Source organism: Nocardia sp. NPDC127606, from assembly GCF_042671725.1.
In the GTDB taxonomy this organism is placed as follows: Bacteria; Actinomycetota; Actinomycetes; order Mycobacteriales; family Mycobacteriaceae; genus Nocardia.
The window spans coordinates 30979-50854 of sequence record NZ_JBHXWQ010000009.1; the positions used below are offsets into that span (position 1 = coordinate 30979).

Genomic DNA, 19876 nt, shown 5'->3' on the forward strand with positions numbered 1-19876 from the left:
GCGCCAACACCTACAGTTCCCTTGTGGAACCGGTCTCGGTAAACCGGTCAGGAACGGGCGCGTCGAAGATATCGACAACCCAGTAGTGGTCAGGATCCGGGTCGTCAGGCCCGTCGTCATCGACAAACGGCACATAGTATGGGCGTGCCAGATGTATCCGGACGCGGCGACCCTTCGATGACCCTGCAAGAGCGATCTCGAGAGCGCCGTAGATATCCTCGAAGAGATGACAGGTCTCCACCAGTTCGACATGGGGAGGAAGAGTCCAGGTGCGCCGCTCCCCTGACCATGTAGTCCGATCGTTCCGGTAGGTTCCGGTAGACGTACGCACTGTGGCGATCCATTCGATCTGACTGCCACACTGAGCATTTGCGATGCGAAGGCCCAAGTCGAGATCGAATGCCGACTCCATTATTCTGGCAAGCTCCTCCATCGCTCCCGTGCTGAAATGCTGGATGTCACGGACAACCTGGCCGCGCTCCTCATCGAACGAGCCTGGCTCGATCGGTGCTAACCCGTGGAGAAATGTTGCGACGGACTGCCAAACGGGTCGAGGGAGCTTAGACCTCAAGAAGTGCAGCTTCTCGTCGGTCGGCCCGGATCGCGATGGCCCACCGCACAGAAACTCGTTCATGCACCAGACCGCCCAGTCTGCATGTTCAACGTGCGGCCCAGACAGCGAGGCCACCACTGTCAGGTTCGAGATGTAGCTGGTGCCCTGCGAGTGACCTCGTGGGTGTTCGTCCAACGCGTAAATCGTTGCCCTGTTATGAGTTTTCTGTACGACGAATTGAGCAATCACGGGGATCTCCGGTCAGCAGACATGCGGAAGACTCGCGAGAGTTGCAGAGTCTTTGGCGGCTGCACCTGCGTCGGTATCGGATACGGTCCGAACCGCATAGGGCGGAGCTTGAGAATCTAGGTTCATAGGCTAGCACCTCGAATCACCCCGAACCAGAACAAATTCAGCCTTGCCGCGACAGGATCGCGGGTGTGTCACGGATGGCTTTCGAAACGTTCCATGGCGGATTCGTCGGCGAACCGTTCACCAAGGACTATCCCGCCAGGTCTTCATAGCCGCAAGCACTAACTCCATTGCTGCAGATCGTCGCGCTGGCTTACCTCGGTTGTATGAGCTATCTGCCGACCTCGAATCCGCAAGTCGCCTGCCTGCAGGGGCCACCCGCGGACTGTGTAACCATCGCAGACAGTACGGCTCGCGTGCGACTCATCCAGCGCCGACAGTCGGCCTCCGCATACGCACATCCGCAGAGCCCGAGTGTCCTTGTTACGTCACGATCCGTAGCGGGTTTTCGATGAGCTCCTTCAGGGTGGCCAGGAATTGGGCTGCGATCGCACCGTCGATGGCGCGGTGGTCTGCGGACATGGTGACGCGCAGGATCTTGCGGGCGACCACTTCGTCGTTGTCGAGGCGGAGTTCGTCGGCGGCCGCTCCTACGGCGAGAATCGCGGATTCGGGCGAGTTGATCACCGCGGTGAATTGTTCGATGCCGAACATGCCGAGGTTGGAGATGGTGAAGGTGCCGCCCGACATGTCCTCGGCGCGGAGTTTGCGATCGCGGGCGCGGGTCGAAATGCCAGAAGTGGCGGACTTCCGTCAACGGGTAATCGCGGCTAAGCCAGTGTGAGCGCCCGATACACACCGACTACAGTTGCCGCTCCGATGATTTCGCCACGGTCGATCATCTGCACAGCCTCATCAAGGGGCACCCACCGGATTGCCTCGGCTTCATTGATGTCCGGGCGGGTGTCCGTGAGGTCGGCACCGCGAGCAAGATACACCTCCTGCGGCTGGTCAAGAGTGCCGATCGCGGGTTGGTAGGTCACCAGGTGTTGCATGGTGCGCGGACGCCACCCGGTTTCTTCCTCGACTTCGCGGGACGCCGCCGAAGCCACGTCTTCGGCGTGGTCGACATACCCGCCAGGCAGCTCCCAAACCCACTGGTCGATGATCCACCGGTGCCGGTACATCAGCAGCACCTCGCGGGAATCATTGAGCACCAGGGTCATCGCGCACCGTGGCATCCTTGCGACGTACTGGGTGAACTCCACCCCATCGGGCAGACGGATGTCGGCGGTTGACAACCGGATGTGCCGGTTCTCGTCGAGCACCTGCTCACCGAGGATCGTCCACTGGGTATCGCTCATACCGCTGACGCTAGTGGAATGCGATGGCAGAACGGAATTGCCAAGTTCGTTGGCTCCGTCAGATGGTGCCCTGCACCCGCAGAGGCTGAGTGCCCCTTGTTACGTCACGATCCGTAGCGGGTTTTCGATGAGCTCCTTCAGGGTTGCCAGGAATTGGGCTGCGATCGCGCCGTCGATGGCGCGGTGGTCTGCGGACATGGTGACGCGCAGGATCTTGCGGGCGACCACTTCGTCGTTGTCGAGGCGGAGTTCGTCGGCGGCCGCTCCTACGGCGAGGATCGCGGATTCGGGCGAGTTGATCACCGCAGTGAATTGTTCGATGCCGAACATGCCGAGGTTGGAGATGGTGAAGGTGCCGCCCGACATGTCCTCGGCGCGAAGCTTGCGATCGCGGGCGCGGGTCGCCTTGTCACGGCTCTCGGTCGCGATCTCGGAGACGCTCTTGCGGTCGGCGTCACGGATCACCGGAACGAGGAGTCCGACCGGGGTCGCCACCGCGACACCGATGTGGATTCCGTTGTGGCGCAACAGCTTGTCGCCCGCGAAACTGACATTGACCGAGGGGTCCTTGCGCAGGGCGACCGCGACCGCCTTGACGAGCAGGTCGTTCACGCTGACCTTGCTGTCGCCCGCCGCGTCCAGAGTCGCGTTGATCCGTGCGCGGAAGGCGAACAGCTCGGTCACGTCGATCGCGCTGGTCAGGTAGAAGTGTGGTGCCTGCTGCTTGCTCTCGGTGAGCCGGATTGCCGAGACGCGCTGAATGTTGGTCAGCGCGACCTCCTCGAACTCCCCTGACGCCGGAACAGGCTGCACAGCAACCACATTCTCGTCACGCGAGGGCGTCACGATGTCAGTGGCCGCCGCAGTGCTGTGGGCGGCCTCCACGTCGCGTTTCGTGACCCGCCCACCGGGACCGGTGCCCACGACGGAGTCCATATCGACCTGCAACTCGCGGGCGATCTTGCGCGCGAGCGGCGAGGACTTCACCACGCCGGCCCTCGGCGAGACCGAGACGATGTCACTGTGCGAAACGCGCTGTGGCTCAGCGTCGCGGGCAGGCGAGCCGGCATCGGATGACACGGCGCCGGACTGCGTCACCGCAGCACCGGAATCCGCAGTCGAAGTGGTGCCATCGCCGACGATGGCGATCGGTTCACCGATCGCGACCCGAACGCCCGGCTCGGCGAGGATCTTCTCGAGCACTCCGTCGTCGTAGGCTTCGAGCTCCATCAGCGCTTTGTCGGTTTCGATCTCGGCGACGATCTCACCGCGGGTGATCTGGTCGCCGACCTGCTTGAGCCAGGCGGAGACGACGCCGTCCTCCATGGTGTCGGAGAGCCGGGGCATGACGATTTCGGGCATGATCTTGTCCGTCCTGTTCCTGGTTCTCAGCGCCGCCGGCCGACAGCGGCCAGGGTTTCCGTCACCGCGGTGTACAGCGATTCCGCGGATGGCAAAGCGAGCTTCTCCAGCGGCTTGGCATAGGGCAGCGGGACCTCGGCCATGGCGACACGGCGGACCGGCGCGTCGAGATAGTCGAAGGCACCGTCGGAGATGGAGGCCGCGATTTCCGCGCCGATGCCGTAGGTGAGCCAGTCGTCCTCGCCGATCACCGCGCACCCGGTCTTGCGGACCGAGGCCACGATGGTGTCGCGGTCCAGCGGACGCAGGCTACGCAGGTCGATCACCTCCACCGAAATCCCCTCGCCCGCAAGGCGTTGGGCGACCTCGGTCGCGACGGTGGCCATGCGGGAGTAGCCGATCAGCGTGATGTCGGTACCTTCTCGGGTGACCGCCGCTTTGCCGATCTGGACGGGCGCAAGATCCTCGGGCACTTCGCCTTTGGTGTTGTAGAGCGACAGATTCTCCAGGAACAACACCGGATCGTCGTCCTCGATCGCGGCCTTGAGCAAGGCCCGCGCATCCGCGGGAGTACTGGGCGCCACGACCTTCAGACCGGGCACGAAGGCGTAGTACAACTCGATGTTCTGCGAATGCGTCGCCCCGAGTTGCTGGCCGCCACCACCGGGAGTCCGGATCACCATGGGCACATTGGTCTGCCCGCCGAACATGCCGTAGATCTTCGCGGCGTGGTTGACGATCTGGTCCAGCGCCAGCAGCGAGAAGTTGATCGTCATGATCTCCACGACCGGGCGCAATCCGAGCATCGCGGCGCCGATCGCCGCACCGACGAAACCTTCCTCGGCGATGGGGGTGTCGCGGACTCGCTTCTCGCCGAACTCCTCGAGCAGACCGGCGGTGATCTTGTAGGAGCCTTCGAAGACGCCGATCTCCTCACCGATCAGAAAAACGTCGTCATCGCGTCGCATCTCTTCGCGCAGGGTTTCGCGCAGCGCTTCGCGATAGGTCATGACAGGCACAGTGGAGTCCTCAGTGGGTGAAGAGCGGATCGGCGGGCAGACGGCGGGAATCGCCCGGCACCGGGGTGGCGTAGGTGTAGTCGAACAGGCTCGACGGCTCCGGATGCGGGCTCGCGTCGGCGAATTCGACGGCGGCGGCGACACCGTCGGCCACCTCGCGGTCGAGATCGGCCAGCGACGCTTCGGTGAGCACACCGGCGGCGAGCAAACGCTGCTGCCACAGCACGATCGGATCGTGTTCACGCGCCGTGGCAACGGTTTCGGTGCTGCGGTATTTGGCCGGGTCGACCACCGAGTGGCCCTTGAGCCGGTAGCTCACCGCTTCGAGCAGTGCGGGTTTGCCTTCCCGGCGGGCGCCTTCGATGAGCTCACCGGCCAGGTCGCGCACGGCCAGCACATCGGTGCCGTCCACCCGCTCCCCGCGCATGCGATAGGCGGCGGCGCGCTTCCACAGATCCGGTTCGGCCGAGGACTTCTCGACCGTGGTGCCCATGCCGGTCTGGTTGTTGATCACCAGGAACACCACCGGCAACCGCCACAGCGCCGCGATGTTGAGCGACTCGTGGAAGGCGCCGATATTGGTGGTGCCCTCCCCCATCTGGCACACCACGACGTCGTCGCCGTCGTTGTAGTCGATGGCCAGCGCCGCGCCGATGGCCAGGGGAACCTGTCCACCCACGATGGCGTAACCGCCCAGCAGCCGGGTCGCGGTGTCGTACATGTGCATCGAGCCGCCCCACCCCTTGGAGGTGCCGGTCGAGCGGCCGTAGAGCTCAGCCATCACGCGACCCGGTTCGATGCCCTTGGCCAGCGCGTATCCGTGTTCGCGATAGTTGGTGAACAGGTAGTCGGTGGGACGCATCGCGGCGCCCAGACCGACGACCGTGGCTTCTTCGCCGAGATTGAGATGGCAGTAGCCGCCGATCTTGGCCTGCTGGTAGCTCTGTGCGGTGCGCTCCTCGAAGCGCCGGATGAACAGCATGTCGCGGTAGAGACCACGCAGGGTCTCCGGATTCTCGGCCGCGACAGCGGAGTCGACATCCGAAGCGGGCGCGGTGGTTTCGGTCGGCTTGCGGGCGGGCTTGCTCCGCGCGGTGGTCGTGGTCATGTCGAGCTCCTCAACGCTTGCGTGGCGCGATGTGTACCGGCAGTCCGAGTCCGGCCATGGCCGCCTCCATGCCGATTTCGCCGAGAGTGGGGTGGGCGTGGATGGTGTCGGCCAGCTCGTCGAGCGTGGCTTCCAGCGAGATCGCCAGCGCGCCCTCGGCGATCAGATCGCTGGCGGACGGGCCGATGATGTGCACGCCGAGCACTTCCTGATGTGCGTGCCCCGCAACGATTTTGATGAAACCCTCGGTCTCGCCGAAGGTCTTGGCCCGGCCCAGTGCCGCGAACGGGAACTTGGCGGTGATCACCTCGTGGCCTGCCGCGCGGGCGGCTTGCTCGGTTAGACCGACGCTCGCGATCTCCGGGTGGGTGAACGTCGCGGCCGGGATGACCGTGTAGTCGATGTGGGCGTCGTGCCCGGCGATCACCTCGGCCGCGGTGATGCCCTGGTGGGAGGCGACGTGGGCGAGCAGGGCCCGGCCGGTCACGTCGCCGATGGCGTAGACGTGCTCGACGCCGGTCCGCAGTCGGTCGTCGACCTCGATGAAACCGCGCGCGTCCGTGGCGATTCCGGCCACATCGAGACCGAGTTCAGCGGTGTTGGGGCGTCGCCCGACGCCGACGAGTACGACATCGGCGTCGAGTTCCTGTGCCGCAGGGCCGCCGACCGACACCCGCAGCGCGTCGTCCTCGGTGATCGCCGTGACGGTGGCGCCGGTCAGGACGGTGATGCCACGCTTGCGGAACGACCGGCCGAGTGCGTCGCCGATCTCCTTGTCCTCCAACGGCACCAGGCGGTCCTGCATCTCCACGACCGTGACCTGGCTGCCGAACGTGGCGAACAGGCTGGCCCATTCCGCGCCGACCGCGCTGCCGCCGATGACCACCAGCCGTCGCGGTACCTCGGTCAGCCCGAACGCACCGTCGGAGGTGACGACGCCGGGCAATCCCGCGCCCGGGATGGGCAGCTGCGCGGGCACCGAACCGGTCGCGACGATCACGTCGCGCGCGCTCACCCGGCGAATCGCCGTTCCCGCGGGCGCGGCGTAGCGGGGGCCGCCGTCGAAGATCGGTGAGGCGCCGACCTCGTGGACCTCCACGACAGTCGGCTCGACGAACCGGGCATGCCCCTCGACGACCGTGACACCGTTGGCCTTCAGCAGGCCCGCGACACCGTCGGTCAGTTCTTTGACGATGGAGTCCTTGCGTTGGCGCACCACGCCGAAGTCGTAGCGCACATTGTCGGCGTGAACACCGAATTCCGCTGCGGTGGTGAGAGTCTGGAAGACCTCCGCTGAGCGCAGCATCGCCTTGGTGGGGATACAACCCCAGTTCAGGCACACGCCGCCGGGGCGTTCCTTCTCCACCACGCAGACCTTCAGGCCGCGTTGCGCGGCACGGATGGCGGCCACGTATCCGCCCGGTCCACCACCGATCACCATTAGATCGAATTCCAGCACTCGTGGTGCTCCTCAGCTCGAACGATCAACCCATCCACGGTCGTGGCTTGGATCACCCGTCGAGTCTCGCGGTCCACAAATGCACAAACAACCAACCGACAGCCCAGAATTCGAGGCTCGAAAATGGGCGCTGCGCCCAATCAGTCGCGGTTGCGGGGTAGTCAGCCGGGTGGGCTTACGCCCATCTCCAGCGCGGCCAAGGCGAGGGAGAGTTCCAGGTAGGACCGCTGTCCTTCCAGTCGACGACCCAGCAGGGCCGAAATCCGCTGGAGCCGGTTGATCACGGTGTTGCGATGGCAGTGCAGTCGCGGCGCGGCATTCGCCGCCGAGCAGTTCTCCTCCAGCCAGATCGCCAGCGTGCGCAACAGGATCTCGTGCTCTTTGGCCGGCAGTTCCAGCACCGGGCCGAGGGTCCGCGCGACCATGAGCGCGGTCAGGTCGGGAGAGCGCAGCAACAGCGCTTCGGGGTAGCGCTGCTCCAGCGACACCAAGCCCCGCACTGTCGCGGGCAAGGTCTCCAAGCCGAGCATCGCCAGCGCATGGCCCGTCTCGATCTGCGCCAATCCCTGCACCACCGGTGACGCCGCTGCCCGGCCCCGGATCCGGCTTCCTACCTGGTCCAGCACTGCGGAGCCGTCTCGCTGCTCGAGCGAGACCAGTCCCACCATGGTCTCGACACGGTCGTGCCAGACCGACCGAATACCCATGGCCGCCAACGCGGTCTCGGTGCCGAACTCCACATGCGGACGGTCTCCGCGCACCGCGACCACCAGGTACCCGCCGTGGGCGGGCAGGTTCAGCTCGCGCGCCGCACGCGCGGCGAAGGTCGCGTCGCGCGCACTGCCCGCCAGCAGGTCCTCGATCACGCCGTGTCGGCGCCGCTCGTCGCGACGCACCTGCTCCAGTTCGGTGCTGCGATAGGAGGTGACCAGCGATGACGACATGCCGTCGATGGCCGACCAGGTGGCCACCCCGATCTTGCGGACCTCGCCGGGCGGGAGTTCGCCCGCCTTGTCGAGCAGCGCCTCCCACACGATCTGCCCGCCGAGCCGGAACGTCCGCAACATGACTTCCAGGGGCACGCCCTGCGCCGCCCGATTGCGGCCGATGGCGGCGGCGACATCGTCGCGGTCCGGGCCCGTCACGTCACCGGCGACCAGATCGAGCACCCTGGTCAGATAGCGGCAGCACGCATGATGCAGGTCCTCCCGGCTCACCGGCGAGTAGTCGGTCCACTCCGGAATATCGGTGAAGATCGCGGCGATCAACTGCCTGGTCAGTGCGGGAATCTCGGTTCGGCACGCGGCCACCAGCTCCCTCGTACCCACCGGGGGAAGGGTGTGCTTGGATCTCGCGGCCATATCGCTAGACGCTACGCCCGGCCCTGACTACCACTGATCGGCGTCTCCACCTGTTCGAAGCGGGGTGTGGGCGGAGCTCACCGGATCGTTTCGTCGGCGAGGCGTTCCAGATAACCGGCGAACTGGCGGCGGTCGTGCTCGGTCCACGACGCGGTGAGTTGATCGAAGCATCGGCGTTGCCAGTCATGGGATGCGGCGGACAATTCACGGCCGCTGTCGGTGAGTCGCACGACAACCCGGCGTCGGTCGTCCGCTGAGCCCTCGCGGGCGAGGTATCCGGCCGCGACGGCGTCACGCACCATGCGGCTGGCACCGGAGTGGTCGAGGCCGAGCTGTTCGGCAACGTCGGTGACGGTGGTTTCCCTGCCTGTCCGCAGCGCGGCGGCGACGGCTTCCACGACCTGGATGTGCTGCACACGCCGCCGGTCGTCGTCTGGCTCCGGGCTGGAGCCGGTGAATGCCTGGTTGCTCCAGCGGCGTGACCAGAAACGGACCAGTCGAAACAGTGCCGGACCTCCGCCGACCGCATGGCGAGGTTCGGTCACCGCGGGACCGGCTGCGGATGGGGAGTTTCTACCGTCGCGTGTGGCCACCCTGGACATTGTATGTGATGTGCACGTATATTTGCATGCGTATCGCATACAAATGGCGTTCCGAGTCCACAACTCAGGAGGTGGCGATGTCCATCGTTCTCAATCACACGATCATTCCGGCGACCGACAAGCGTTCCGCGGCAACATTCTTCGCCGACATGATGGGACTGACGGTCTCGAGTCCGAGCGGGCCCTTCGTCCCGGTGCGGGTCAACGAGGATCTGACGTTCGACTTCGACGACCGTGGGCGAGTCGAACCCGGCCACTACGCCTTCTTGGTCGACGACGGCACCTTCGACGCCGTGCTGGGGCGACTGGCTACCTGGCCCGCGGTCGACTACGGCTCCGGGCCCGAACACGGATGGGACCGGCAGGTCGATCACCTGGCAGGTGGACGCGGGGTCTACGTTCGCGACCCCGACGGTCACAGCTACGAGCTGTTCACCCGAGTTCCCTGATCTGGCACGGATGGCGCCGCGTCGTTGCCGCAGCGGCGGCGCGAGGCGGGCCATAGTGGTCGGATGGATAACCAGTCCACGATCGCTACCGCATTCCAACCGCTGCTGCGAGCCACGTTGGGCCCCCGCCCGGCGGTGGGGTTCGAGTTCTGGGACGGCAGCACGATCCATCCCGACGGGGACAGTCCCGGCACGATGCGCGTGCGCTCCGAAGACGCGCTACGTCATCTGGTCTGGGCACCGGGCGAGCTCGGCTTGGCACGTGCCTTCGTGTCCGGCGCGGTGGATCTCGACGGCGATATCTTCACGATGCTTCGCGCACTCCAGTCGACCGCGCCGAACGACGCCCGCCTCGGTCTCGGTGCGACGTGGCAGGCCATCGGCGCGGCCCGCCAGCTCGGGGCGCTCGGTCGCCGCCTGGAACCGCCACCGGAGGAAGCGCGCCCGCAGCGTGGACCGTTGCACACCAAGCGGCGCGATGCGGCGGCGATCAGCCATCACTACGACGTCAGCAACGACTTCTACCGACTGGTGCTCGGACCGAGCATGACCTACTCCTGCGCACGGTTCGTGCCGGACGACGACGGCTCGCTCGAGGCCGCCCAGCGGGCCAAACACGACCTGATCTGCCGCAAATTGGGCCTGGCCGAGCATCCGGGTATGCGCCTGCTCGATGTGGGATGCGGCTGGGGTTCCATGGCGATCCACGCGGCATCGACCTACGGGGCGCAGGTCGTTGGAGTCACCATCAGCAGTGCGCAGGTCGAGCTCGCGCGGAAACGAGTCGCCGACGCGGGACTGTCGGACAGTGTCGAGATCAGGCTTGCCGATTATCGGGACCTGCGCGGCGAGGAGTTCGACGCCATCTCCTCGATCGGCATGTTCGAACACGTCGGCTCCGGACGCGCCGCCGAGTACTTCGACACCCTGCGCGCACTGCTGCACCCGCGTGGACGGCTGCTCAACCACGCCATCTCCTCGCCGGGCGGCTCCGTCATGCGCAACCGTTCCTTCATCGGTCGCTACGTTTTCCCGGACGGCGAACTCGTCGACGTGGGCGAAGTCGTGCTGGCCATGCAGCGCGCCGGATTCGAAGTGCGCGACGTCGAGGCCCTGCGCGAGCACTACGCGCGCACCCTCCGTCAGTGGGTCGCGAATCTGGAAAATGCCTGGGAAGAGGCGGTTTCGCTCGTCGGCAACGGGCGAGCCCGAATCTGGCGGCTGTACATGGCCGCCTCCGCACTGGGCTTCGAGGACGGCGGACTCGGAATTCACCAGGTACTCGGCGTGGTGCCCGAAGCGACAGGCAACGCCGATATGCCCGCGACGCGGCGCGACTGGGGATAGTCCACGCGGATCAGCGCACGGCTCGCACAACGATCACCATCCCGATATGATGAATCATTTATGCATCGAATAAAGCGAAGATCGGACCGCTGACGAGCACAGGGAACGGGTGATGAGCATGCGGTGTGTGGTTTTCGGCGCAACCGGCTACATCGGTGGACGTTTGGTGCCCGAACTGATCCAGGCCGGCCACCAGGTCCGGGTGGTGGCCCGGACCCCGGAGAAGTTGGCAGAGGTTCCCTGGCGGGATCAGGTCGAGATAGTCCGTGGCGATGTCACCGACGATGACCAGGTGCGCGCAGCCGTCGCCGACCAGGAGGTCGTCTACTACCTGGTGCACTCGTTGGCCCGGGACGACTTCTCCGACATCGACCGCGAGGCGGCGCGGCTCGTCGCGGCCGCGTCGAACTCGGCCGGAGTTCGCCGCATCGTCTATCTCGGCGGCATCATCCCGGAGCACGCGACGCTGTCGCGCCACCTCGCCTCCCGCGCCGAGGTCGGCGAAATTCTGCGCGAATCCGGTGTTCCCACGGCGGAACTGCGCGCCGCGGTGATCATCGGGTCCGGTTCGGCCAGTTTCGAGATGCTGCGATACCTGTCCGAACGCCTGCCCGCGATGATCACCCCGCGATGGGTGCGCAACCGGATCCAGCCCATCGCCGTGCGGGACGTCCTGTACTACCTCGTGCACGCCGCGGAGTTGCCCGCCGACGTCAATCGCGCATTCGATATCGGCGGGCCCGACGTCATGACCTACTTGGTCATGATGCGCGAATACGCGGTCGTCGCCGGACTCACTCGTCGCGTGGTGCTACCGGTTCCGGTGCTCACGCCGTGGCTGTCGGCGCAATGGGTCAACCTAGTCACTCCTGTGCCGCGCGCGCTGGCCGTACCGCTCATCGAGTCGCTCGTCCATGAAGTCGTGTGCGGCGAGCACGATATCGCCTCCTACATCCCTGATCCCGCCGAAGGTCTCACCCGCTACCCACGTGCCGTGGAGCTGGCGCTGACTCGTATTCGCCGTGCCGATGTACCCACCCGCTGGTCCGATGCCAGCACATTCGGCACGCCGTCGGATCCACTGCCCACCGACCCCGCGTGGTCGGGCGGTTCGCTCTACGAGGACCTCCGTGAGCAGCACACCGACGCCGACCCCGAAACCGTCTGGGCGGTGATCGAAGCCATCGGGGGCGAGAACGGCTGGTACTCGTTTCCTCTCGCCTGGTCGCTGCGCGGCTGGATCGACCGTGTCACCGGCGGTGTCGGGTTACGCCGCGGCCGCAAGAACCCGCGCCGCCTGCACTCGGGCGAAGCCCTGGACTGGTGGCGCGTCGAATACATCGACCGGCCCCGCCTCCTGCGGCTTCGCGCCGAGATGCAGCTCCCGGGCCTGGCGTGGCTGGAACTGGGTGTGGAACCGGACCCGACCGGCGGCTCCCGCTATCGGCAGCGGGCCATCTTCCAGCCGCACGGTCTGGCCGGACACCTCTATTGGAAGGCGATCACGCCGTTTCACAACGCCGTGTTCGGCGGCATGGTCCGCAACATCACCGGGACCGCCGAACACACTCCCGCCGACGGCGCGGTGTCGTCCAGCTGAAGTTCAGCCTGCCGCGTTCGTCAGTGTGCGAGCGCGGCTGCCTCGCCGCGCCCACAACGCGCGAGCCAACGCCGAACTCGCAACACGGGTTCGACGCGCGTTTCCCACGGTGGCCCGCGCGGTGAACACCGCGAACTCGCTCTCCTCGATTCGGTCGAGAATCTCCGAGTACAGCACCGCCGCGGTGGCTACGCAGGGTCGCGACACCGGGTGTAGCTGCGCTATTCCACTGTCGGCGTATCGATACCAGTCGCGCGCGATCGCGTGTTGGGCGGCCAGCGCGGATCGGACCTTCGCGTCGGTGCGTCGGCGAGAACGACACCACTGCAACCTGGTGCGGTCCACATCATGAGCAGCCAGCTCGTCGGCCGGTAGGTACACCCGGCCGCGGTCGAGATCCTCGGCGATATCGCGGAGAAAGTTGGTGAGCTGGAACGCTTTTCCCAGCGCCGCCGCGTACGGGGCAGCATCGGCTCGTTCGCCGACGGTGCCGAGCACCGGCAGTACTTGCAGACCGATCACGTCGGCCGAACCGTGCACATAACGGTCGAGCGCGGCGCGGTCGGGGTAGTCGGTGACGGTCAGATCCATGCGCATCGAGTCGAGGAATTCGTCGAACAGGACATGGTCTATCTCGTATCTGGCGGCGGTATCGGCCAGCGCGGCGAATATCGGGTCGTCGACCGGAGTACCGGAGAGGCTGTCGTGCAGGTCCTTCGTCACCGCGTCCAGCCGTTCCGCCGGAGTGCCCGCTGAATCGTCGATCAGCGGTTCGTCGACGATGTCGTCGGCCCACCGGGCGAAGCCGTAGAGAGCGTGGATCGCCGGTCGTTGGGCGGGTGCGAGCAGCCGGGTGGCGAGGAAGAAGGTGCGGCCATGGCGCGCGTTGAGTTCTCGGCAGCGCTGGTACGCCTCGCGCAATCGAGCATCGCGGATACCGGCCGCGTCGAGTTCCGTGCGAATCATCGTCGATCGCCTCCGATCGAGGTCGAGGTCGAAGACCGCGACGCGGACACCGTGCCGGTGACGCGGTCGGCGGCGAGGCGACCCGACAGCAGTGCTGTCGGTACACCGACGCCGGGTACGGTGCCGCAGCCCGCCAGCACCGCGTTGCTCACACCGCGGGGCAGGTTCGCGGGGCGGAAGGGGCCGGTTTGGGCGAAGGTGTGCGCGAGCGAGAACGGGGTTCCGGCCAGCAGACCCTGCCGCTGCCAGTCGGCGGGCGTGTCCAGATGCACGACCCGGGCGTCGCTGACGAAGCCGGGGACCAACCGGTTCTCGACTATCGCAGCCAACTCCTCGCCGTAGGCGGTGGCACGACGATCCCAGTCGAGGTCTCCGCTGCGGTAGAGGTTGGGCACCGGGGCGAGAACAGTGAACAGGTCGCGCCCCGGCGGGGCCAGAGTGGGATCGGTCGCGGTCGGGCGGGTCACCAGCAACGACGGGTCGGTCATCACTTTTCCGGCACCGATCAGTTCTTCGAAGGTCTGCTCCCATGCGGCGCCGAAGACGAGGTTGTGGTGAGCGGTCGGCACCGATTCGGGGACACCGACGTGCATGACGACCGCGGACGGCGCCGGGCGCCAACTGCCCGGCCGGCGCGGGACGCGGTCGAGCAGCTCGTAAGCGGTGGGGAGTTCGGTCGCCAGAACGACAGCGTCGCAGGGAATTCGGCGGCCACGCTCGGTGTGCACCGCGGTGATCCGGGATCCGCGCCGCTCCAGGTCGTTGACTGTCTCGCCGTAACAGAACGTCACACCGGCATCGACAGCGGCGGCGGCCAGGGCGTCGGGTAGCGCACGCATTCCGCCGCGCGGAAAGTAGACCCCGCCCACGGTGTCCATGTAGGAGATCACCGCGTACAGCGCCAGTGCGCGTTGTGGCGAAACGCCCGCGTAGAGCGATTGGAAGGTGAAGACCCGGCGCAGCCGTTCATCGGTCAGGAACGATCCGATCGCCCCGTCGAGGCGCCGGAATCCGCCCAACGCGATCAACCGCGCGAACGCCGGCGTGAGCAGCGCGAGCGGGGAGTCGACATTCGTGGCGATGAACCGGTCGAATTCGACCTGGTACAGCTCGCTCAACCACGCGCGCAGTCGGCGATATCCCTCGACCTCTTTCGGTCCGGCGAAGGCCAGGACCGATTCCTCCATGGCCGCTGCGTCGCTGTGGACATCCAGCCCGCTGCCGTCGGCGAAGTGCGCGCGGTAGGCGGGGGCGACGGGCAACAACTCCAACCGGGACTCCAGACTGTCACCGACCGCGGCGAGGGTGTCGGCGACGATGTCGGGCATGGTGAGCACCGACGGTCCGGTATCGAGCAAATAGCCCTCGACGTCGCGCCGTCCGGCCCGACCACCGGGGACCGTATCGCGCTCCACCACCGTGACGGTGCGTCCGCGCCCTGCCAGGTGCAGCGCGGCGGCCAGTCCGGCCAGCCCGGCCCCGACGACGACCACCTCATCGGTCGTTCCCGATATCGTTCGCATTGCTACCTTTCAGTGGAAGCGGCGGGTTCGCCGGTCAGTGCGAGCGGTGCGTGCACAACAGCGCCATTCGGTGCAGCGCGTCGGTCACCGGTGGTTCGAGCCCGGTGTCCGCGAGGAGCCGCCGTGCGTGCTCGACGCGCTCGCCGATCATCTGCTCGGCACGCCGGCGTGCGCCGCTGTCGATGATCACGGCCTGGGCGAGCGCTACGGCCTGTTCGTCGATGGACTCGGCCCGCCAGAGATCTCGTAGCCGGGCGCGATCCGACGGCTCGGCGAGCTGATCGGCCAGCGCGATCACGGTGGTCGCCTTGCGTTCCCGGACATCGTCTCCGGTCGGTTTTCCGGTAGTCGATGGGTCGCCGAAGATGCCGAGAAGGTCGTCGCGCAGCTGGAACGCCTCCCCGATCACTTCGCCGTATTCACCGAGAACGCGCATCACCGTCTCGTCGCAGCCGGCCATCGCCGCACCCAGCTCGAGCGGGCGGCGCACGGTGTAATTGCCGGACTTGCGACGAGCGATATCCATCACCTCGCCCACGCTCGGAAGCCGGTTCGCGTCGTTGGTCAGATCCGCGAGCTGGCCTACCGCCAGTTCGCTGCGCATCGCGTCGTAGCGCGGCCAGGCCCGATCCAGCGCGGCCGCGGGCAGGCCACTCTCGCGCACCATGCGCTCAGCCCACACCAGGAACAGGTCGGCCATGAGGGTCGCCGCGGACTCGCCGAATCGGGCCGACGAGCCCGACAACCCCTGATCGCGGTGCCACGCCGCGAGCCGCAGGTGTGCCGACTGCTGTCCCCGCCGAACTGTCGACTCGTCCATCACGTCGTCTTGCACCAGCGCGAACGCATGCAAGAGCTCCGCGCCCGCGGCCGCACGCAGCGCGGCTTCGGATTCCCCGGCGCCGCCGCACAGCCAGCCGAGATAGACGAACACCGACCGTACGCACTTGCCGCCCGACGCGAAATCGATCATCAACCGGCCCGGGAACGAGAATCCCGCCGGGTCGAGTTCTGCCCGGCAGCGCTCGCGGACGAACTCATCGACATGACCGCGTACCGAGCTTTGTGTGCGCGAGAGCCAGTCCTCGAACCGCGCGGAACCGACGCCACTGGTGGCGGGTTCGCAAGGTCGAAGCGCGATTGCTGTTCGTTCGGCATCCACCAGTCGATTGTGACACCGATCGAGCAAAAATGCATCGTTTGCGCATCGTTTGATGCCTCTCTAGCCTCCCGACACAGCGGGCGCACCACCGATCACACGTCGTGACCGGCCATCATCGAGCTGTCCAGATTTGGGGCGCCGCCCCATTTCGGGCCGTCGTCGCCGAAATTAGACTTGCCGACGCCGAGCTTCCGATCGGCCCGGGGAGGAGGGTTCGATGCCGCCCAAATCGACCGATCGGCGTCGCCCCACCCAGGATCGCGCCAAGGCAACGCGCGAGCACATCCTCGACACGGCAGCGGAGCTTTTCGGCGAGCGGGGCATCACCAACACCTCGACCAACCGGATCGCCACTGCCGCAGAGGTCAGCATCGGAACCGTCTATCGATACTTCCCCGACCGCGCGATGATCGTCGACGAGCTCCTCTCGCGCATCCAGGGCAATATCGAGCGACGATTCACCGAACGCGTGCGCGATCTCTCCGACACCCCGGTCGGGCAGCTCGTCCTGGGCGTACTCGAAGCCATCATGGACGAGATGTCCACCGACGTCCCCCTGGTGCGGGCACTCATAGCCGGGTTGGATTTCTACAGCAGCGGCATGCCCGAGCTGGAAATACGCTTGCGCCTGCTGGTGAAGATGCAGGTGATCCAGATTCTCGGCCCCGGCGACGACCACGAATACGACGTGCTGACCTTCACGATCATCAGTGCGTGTTTCGGTACGGTCCTGCGCGCCGCCGTACTGGAGGACACGCGCGTGCGCGACGAGGTGATCGCCACGACCGCGCGGTTGATAGCGACACTCGCGGACATCGAGCGGAATGCCCGCGCGGTCGACTGACCGGATTGCCCCACTCACGGCGTCACCCCGATCACCGGAACAGGGCCGCCCACCGAAAGGTGAACGGCCCCATCCCCGTTGCCGCCCTCGCCCTCCCCTCCCGGGTGAGGACAGCATCGGCCGAACGCCCGCGGATCGGGTCCGATTCGGGGTCGGCCGGGATTGTGAGCTGTCAGTTGGAGATGCCGACCGCTGCGCGCAGATGTTGGTGTTGCTCGATGATGTCGAGCATGAAGTCGGCGGCATCGCCGCAGGTGATGGAGTAGCCCGTCGCCCGCCCGCTCGCGTCGACCTTGACGGTTCCCTTGCCTGCCACCGCCTTCAAGGCCGGGAGACGAACGGCTGTCCACGCCAGCTCACTGGCCGCGAGCCGGGCTTCCATCGCCACTTTGGCGTCGAGGATGGGCGGCAGCCGGCGCGCGAACAGCGGCACCAGGACGCGACGGAAGAGCAACGCACCGGAACCGGGCAACCCCATGTTGCTCGCGCACACGAGTCGTTCGATGCCGTGCGCGCGCATCTTCTCGATGATCACGCGCGTGGCGTCGGGTACGAGGTCATTGGGTCTGCCGTCGCCGAGTCCTCCGACACCCAGGTACTGGATCACGGCATCGGCGCCGTCCAGCGTGCGCTCGACGGCCGCCGGGTCCAACGCATCGCCGCGCACGACGCGAACGCCCTGTGGCGCTTTGTCGGCGCCTGCCTGGGAGCGAGCGAGGACCGTCACGTCGTGCCCGCGTTCGAGCGCTTTTGTGACAACGGCGCTGCCGCCCATCCCGGTCGAACCGAAGACCACCAGTTTCATGTTCCGAGCCCCGCCTCTGCGTGGTCGTTCGAGATCGCGATCGCCCACCGGGCGACCCACCCTCACGACAGTAGTTACTGTTGTTTGAAACGACAGTAACTACTGTCGTAAGGTCGGTCAAGACGGAAGGCGGACACATGGTCAGAACTTGGGCGACAGACGATCCCAAGGCCGGGCTCATGGCGCGCAAGCGCGCCCAGATCGTCGCGGCCGCGCGCACGGCATTCCTCGACGAGGGATACGCCGCGAGTTCGGTCAACAAGATCGCCGACGAGGCCGGGGTGTCGATCAAGACCCTCTACCGCCACTTCGAGACGAAAGACGAGCTCTTCACCGCCGTCATCGCGGGACTCTGCGCACCCGAAGGCGAAACCTCCCGAGACCCCGCCTGGTACACCGATCCGCCCGAGATCGGCTTGGTTCGCGCGGGCGAGGAGTACCTTCGCCATGCCCTCTCCGACGAGCAGCTCGCGCTCTACCGGGTGGTCGCGCACGACGCGGATCGTTTTCCCGAACTCGGGCGCATCTATCGGCGGGAAGTCCTCGGCCGCGGCGGCCTGATCTTCGCGTCCTATCTGGACCGGTGGCGCGAGCAGTCGGGCTGGCGAATCGCCGACAAGTACGAGGCGGCCGCGGTGTTCGGCGGCCTGCTGAAGGCCGGGCTCTTCGACCAGGTGTTACTCGGCGGAACGCAGCCAGACGCCGAAGAGATCACCCGCCGAGCACGCCACGCGGCCGACCGACTGCTGACCATCCTCGAAGCGGGCAACCTGTGAGGCTGGGGACGCCTGCCGCACCTCCGGCTTCATTGCCCCACCGCGGCGTCGCCGACGTCCACGGCCGATCTGTTGTTTCGGTGCGAGTTCCACGACTGTCCCCCTAGGCTGGGCCCGATCTCGTCGACAACACCGCCTCCGACAACGGCAGAGCTGCCGACCCGGACCCCGAGGAATCCGATGCCCCTCTCCCCCACCATGTCTCGCGCGCTCACCGCGATAGCGGTCACCGCGACAGCCGCCGTCCTTCCGCCCGCCCAGACCGCGTCCGCCGAACCGGTTTCGTGCGCACAATGGGCTCGGCACACCGTCGCGGCGGGGTACGGGATACTCGAGAATCTGGGGTTCGACGGTCGCGGAAGTCTGCTGCTGGCTGAGCAATCCGCCACCGGATCGGCCGGCGCCCTGCACCGCCTCGGCGCCGACGGCTCGCGATCCGTCGCGGTCACCGACGTCGAGGGTCCCGGGGCGATCCTGACCCTCGGCGACACCGCGTATTTCACGACGGGCAACAGCGTCACCGCCGCCCTCACCGACCGCGCCGACGGGACGATTCAGGCCCTGCATCTCGACAGCGGCACCGTGAAGACGGTGGCCTCCGGCCTGACGATGCCGAACGGGTTGGCGCAGTTGCCGAACGGCGACTTCGTCGTCAGCAGAGACATCGGCGCCGGCACCCTGACCCGGGTCACACCCGACAACATCGCGACACCGTACGCGCCGTCACTGAGCTCCACCAACGGCCTCGCGTTCGACGCGCAGCGCAACCGGCTCATCGTCTCGACGACGTTCAACCCCACCTCGGTCATCGCCGCCGTCGACTACGCCGATCCCGAAAGCCCGCCGCGACAAGCTGTGATTCCCGGCATCGGACCACTGAACTCGGCCGACGATCTGACCGTCGGCCAGGACGGCAAGGCCTACGTCACCCTCAACGTCGCGGGCAGTGTCCAGCAGGTCGATGTGGACACCGGCCGAACCTGCGCGATCGCAGACGGCCTGCCCTTGTCCTCGTCGGCACGATTCGGATCCGGCCCCGGCTGGGACCCGAAGTCGTTGTACGTCACCAGTTTTCTCGGCACGGTCACCAAGCTGACACCGCCCTGATCACCGGTTGAGGCAGACCGCCACGAGCAGCGGGCCGTACGGATTCTCGGCGCTGCCCACCGCGACCAGCAGGCCGCCGACCGGGCTGCAGAGCACGTCCAGACTCGACGAGCCGGTGTCCGCCACCGGCTGCTGGGCGTGCGCGGAGCTCGCGCCCACGGCGGACGCGAGCAGGAAGAGAGCGAGTGCGGACGACGCCGCGAGCTTGTTCATGGTT

The 19876-nt window shown here is 66.6% G+C and carries 20 protein-coding genes; 6 read left to right on the forward strand and 14 right to left on the reverse strand.

Translation table 11 applies throughout. From position 1 onward, the window contains the following. Window positions 1-10 precede the first annotated feature (10 nt). The 9 genes from ACFVJ5_RS29810 to ACFVJ5_RS29850 form a co-directional block, all read right to left on the reverse strand. Complete coding sequence (locus ACFVJ5_RS29810; protein ID WP_379225179.1) at window positions 11-634, reverse strand: hypothetical protein; 624 nt, start codon at window positions 632-634, stop codon at window positions 11-13. A 654-nt stretch (window positions 635-1288) separates the two neighbouring features. Next, the gene (locus tag ACFVJ5_RS29815; RefSeq protein WP_379225637.1) at window positions 1289-1597 is read right to left on the reverse strand and encodes a 2-oxo acid dehydrogenase subunit E2; all 309 of its coding nucleotides are present in this window, start codon (window positions 1595-1597) and stop codon (window positions 1289-1291) included. A 38-nt stretch (window positions 1598-1635) separates the two neighbouring features. After that, window positions 1636-2169 carry an NUDIX hydrolase gene (locus ACFVJ5_RS29820; protein WP_379225181.1) on the reverse strand — a complete coding sequence of 178 codons (534 nt, stop codon included), beginning with the start codon at window positions 2167-2169 and terminating at the stop codon, window positions 1636-1638. Window positions 2170-2268: 99 nt separating this feature from the next. Beyond that, window positions 2269-3531 carry a dihydrolipoamide acetyltransferase family protein gene (locus tag ACFVJ5_RS29825; protein WP_379225183.1) on the reverse strand — a complete coding sequence of 421 codons (1263 nt, stop codon included), beginning with the start codon at window positions 3529-3531 and terminating at the stop codon, window positions 2269-2271. Between the two features lie 26 nt (window positions 3532-3557). After that, window positions 3558-4541: an alpha-ketoacid dehydrogenase subunit beta gene (locus tag ACFVJ5_RS29830; protein ID WP_378759569.1), complete on the reverse strand. Its 984-nt coding sequence runs from the start codon at window positions 4539-4541 to the stop codon at window positions 3558-3560. Between the two features lie 19 nt (window positions 4542-4560). Then, window positions 4561-5658 carry a pyruvate dehydrogenase (acetyl-transferring) E1 component subunit alpha gene (pdhA, locus tag ACFVJ5_RS29835; RefSeq protein WP_379225185.1) on the reverse strand — a complete coding sequence of 366 codons (1098 nt, stop codon included), beginning with the start codon at window positions 5656-5658 and terminating at the stop codon, window positions 4561-4563. A 10-nt stretch (window positions 5659-5668) separates the two neighbouring features. Then, complete coding sequence (gene lpdA, locus ACFVJ5_RS29840; protein ID WP_379225187.1) at window positions 5669-7117, reverse strand: dihydrolipoyl dehydrogenase; 1449 nt, start codon at window positions 7115-7117, stop codon at window positions 5669-5671. A gap of 161 nt (window positions 7118-7278) precedes the next feature. Continuing rightward, window positions 7279-8478: a PucR family transcriptional regulator gene (locus tag ACFVJ5_RS29845; RefSeq protein ID WP_379225189.1), complete on the reverse strand. Its 1200-nt coding sequence runs from the start codon at window positions 8476-8478 to the stop codon at window positions 7279-7281. Between the two features lie 77 nt (window positions 8479-8555). After that, window positions 8556-9023: a MarR family winged helix-turn-helix transcriptional regulator gene (locus ACFVJ5_RS29850; protein WP_379225191.1), complete on the reverse strand. Its 468-nt coding sequence runs from the start codon at window positions 9021-9023 to the stop codon at window positions 8556-8558. A gap of 134 nt (window positions 9024-9157) precedes the next feature. Here ACFVJ5_RS29850 and ACFVJ5_RS29855 point away from each other — a divergent pair, with 134 nt between their 5' ends. From ACFVJ5_RS29855 to ACFVJ5_RS29865, 3 genes are all read left to right on the forward strand, one after another. Then, window positions 9158-9529 carry a VOC family protein gene (locus tag ACFVJ5_RS29855; RefSeq protein WP_379225193.1) on the forward strand — a complete coding sequence of 124 codons (372 nt, stop codon included), beginning with the start codon at window positions 9158-9160 and terminating at the stop codon, window positions 9527-9529. 63 nt (window positions 9530-9592) lie between these two features. Further along, entirely contained in the window at window positions 9593-10876 is a 1284-nt protein-coding gene (locus ACFVJ5_RS29860) for a class I SAM-dependent methyltransferase (protein WP_379225195.1), read from the forward strand. Window positions 10877-10988: 112 nt separating this feature from the next. Then, window positions 10989-12476 (forward strand): SDR family oxidoreductase, encoded by a 1488-nt coding sequence (locus ACFVJ5_RS29865; RefSeq protein ID WP_379225197.1) that lies wholly within the window; start codon window positions 10989-10991, stop codon window positions 12474-12476. Window positions 12477-12479: 3 nt separating this feature from the next. Here ACFVJ5_RS29865 and ACFVJ5_RS29870 read toward each other — a convergent pair whose 3' ends face one another. Genes ACFVJ5_RS29870 through ACFVJ5_RS29880 form a run of 3 tightly spaced genes read right to left on the reverse strand, consistent with a single transcriptional unit; the run spans window position 12480 to window position 16127 of the window. After that, a complete protein-coding gene (locus tag ACFVJ5_RS29870) occupies window positions 12480-13442 on the reverse strand; it encodes a phytoene/squalene synthase family protein (protein WP_379225199.1) in 963 nt (320 codons plus the stop codon). Next, on the reverse strand, window positions 13439-14965 hold the full coding sequence (gene crtI, locus ACFVJ5_RS29875) for a phytoene desaturase family protein (RefSeq protein ID WP_379225201.1): 1527 nt from the start codon (window positions 14963-14965) through the stop codon (window positions 13439-13441). Before crtI ends, ACFVJ5_RS29870 begins: the two co-directional genes overlap by 4 nt. Window positions 14966-14999: 34 nt before the next feature. Continuing rightward, on the reverse strand, window positions 15000-16127 hold the full coding sequence (locus tag ACFVJ5_RS29880; RefSeq protein ID WP_379225203.1) for a polyprenyl synthetase family protein: 1128 nt from the start codon (window positions 16125-16127) through the stop codon (window positions 15000-15002). 217 nt (window positions 16128-16344) lie between these two features. Here ACFVJ5_RS29880 and ACFVJ5_RS29885 point away from each other — a divergent pair, with 217 nt between their 5' ends. Next, a complete protein-coding gene (locus tag ACFVJ5_RS29885; RefSeq protein ID WP_379225205.1) occupies window positions 16345-16971 on the forward strand; it encodes a TetR/AcrR family transcriptional regulator in 627 nt (208 codons plus the stop codon). A gap of 172 nt (window positions 16972-17143) precedes the next feature. On the opposite strand, the gene ACFVJ5_RS29890 is transcribed toward ACFVJ5_RS29885, so the two are convergent. Then, window positions 17144-17776 carry an NAD(P)-dependent oxidoreductase gene (locus tag ACFVJ5_RS29890; protein WP_379225207.1) on the reverse strand — a complete coding sequence of 211 codons (633 nt, stop codon included), beginning with the start codon at window positions 17774-17776 and terminating at the stop codon, window positions 17144-17146. 137 nt (window positions 17777-17913) lie between these two features. On the opposite strand from ACFVJ5_RS29890, the gene ACFVJ5_RS29895 reads away from it, so the two are divergent. Together ACFVJ5_RS29895 and ACFVJ5_RS29900 are read left to right on the forward strand one after the other, a co-directional pair. Further along, window positions 17914-18552 carry a TetR/AcrR family transcriptional regulator gene (locus ACFVJ5_RS29895; RefSeq protein WP_379225208.1) on the forward strand — a complete coding sequence of 213 codons (639 nt, stop codon included), beginning with the start codon at window positions 17914-17916 and terminating at the stop codon, window positions 18550-18552. Window positions 18553-18732: 180 nt separating this feature from the next. After that, window positions 18733-19659, forward strand: coding sequence for an SMP-30/gluconolactonase/LRE family protein (locus ACFVJ5_RS29900; protein WP_379225210.1), 927 nt, complete (start codon window positions 18733-18735; stop codon window positions 19657-19659). Here the strand turns inward: ACFVJ5_RS29900 and ACFVJ5_RS29905 are convergent, their stop codons facing one another. Continuing rightward, complete coding sequence (locus tag ACFVJ5_RS29905; protein WP_379225212.1) at window positions 19660-19872, reverse strand: hypothetical protein; 213 nt, start codon at window positions 19870-19872, stop codon at window positions 19660-19662. Window positions 19873-19876 lie beyond the last annotated feature (4 nt).

Bases quoted from the DNA above. Each gene is read 5' to 3' on its own strand.
- ACFVJ5_RS29820 (WP_379225181.1), bottom strand. From the start codon at position 2,169: ATGAGCGATACCCAGTGGACGATCCTCGGTGAGCAGGTGCTCGACGAG.
- ACFVJ5_RS29905 (WP_379225212.1), bottom strand. From the start codon at position 19,872: ATGAACAAGCTCGCGGCGTCGTCCGCACTCGCTCTCTTCCTGCTCGCG.
- crtI (WP_379225201.1), bottom strand. From the start codon at position 14,965: ATGCGAACGATATCGGGAACGACCGATGAGGTGGTCGTCGTCGGGGCC.
- ACFVJ5_RS29890 (WP_379225207.1), bottom strand. From the start codon at position 17,776: ATGAAACTGGTGGTCTTCGGTTCGACCGGGATGGGCGGCAGCGCCGTT.
- ACFVJ5_RS29810 (WP_379225179.1), bottom strand. From the start codon at position 634: ATGAACGAGTTTCTGTGCGGTGGGCCATCGCGATCCGGGCCGACCGAC.
- ACFVJ5_RS29860 (WP_379225195.1), top strand. From the start codon at position 9,593: ATGGATAACCAGTCCACGATCGCTACCGCATTCCAACCGCTGCTGCGA.
- pdhA (WP_379225185.1), bottom strand. From the start codon at position 5,658: ATGACCACGACCACCGCGCGGAGCAAGCCCGCCCGCAAGCCGACCGAA.
- ACFVJ5_RS29830 (WP_378759569.1), bottom strand. From the start codon at position 4,541: ATGACCTATCGCGAAGCGCTGCGCGAAACCCTGCGCGAAGAGATGCGA.
- ACFVJ5_RS29900 (WP_379225210.1), top strand. From the start codon at position 18,733: ATGCCCCTCTCCCCCACCATGTCTCGCGCGCTCACCGCGATAGCGGTC.
- ACFVJ5_RS29885 (WP_379225205.1), top strand. From the start codon at position 16,345: ATGCCGCCCAAATCGACCGATCGGCGTCGCCCCACCCAGGATCGCGCC.
- ACFVJ5_RS29865 (WP_379225197.1), top strand. From the start codon at position 10,989: ATGAGCATGCGGTGTGTGGTTTTCGGCGCAACCGGCTACATCGGTGGA.
- ACFVJ5_RS29855 (WP_379225193.1), top strand. From the start codon at position 9,158: ATGTCCATCGTTCTCAATCACACGATCATTCCGGCGACCGACAAGCGT.
- ACFVJ5_RS29895 (WP_379225208.1), top strand. From the start codon at position 17,914: ATGGTCAGAACTTGGGCGACAGACGATCCCAAGGCCGGGCTCATGGCG.
- ACFVJ5_RS29825 (WP_379225183.1), bottom strand. From the start codon at position 3,531: ATGCCCGAAATCGTCATGCCCCGGCTCTCCGACACCATGGAGGACGGC.
- ACFVJ5_RS29870 (WP_379225199.1), bottom strand. From the start codon at position 13,442: ATGATTCGCACGGAACTCGACGCGGCCGGTATCCGCGATGCTCGATTG.
- ACFVJ5_RS29845 (WP_379225189.1), bottom strand. From the start codon at position 8,478: ATGGCCGCGAGATCCAAGCACACCCTTCCCCCGGTGGGTACGAGGGAG.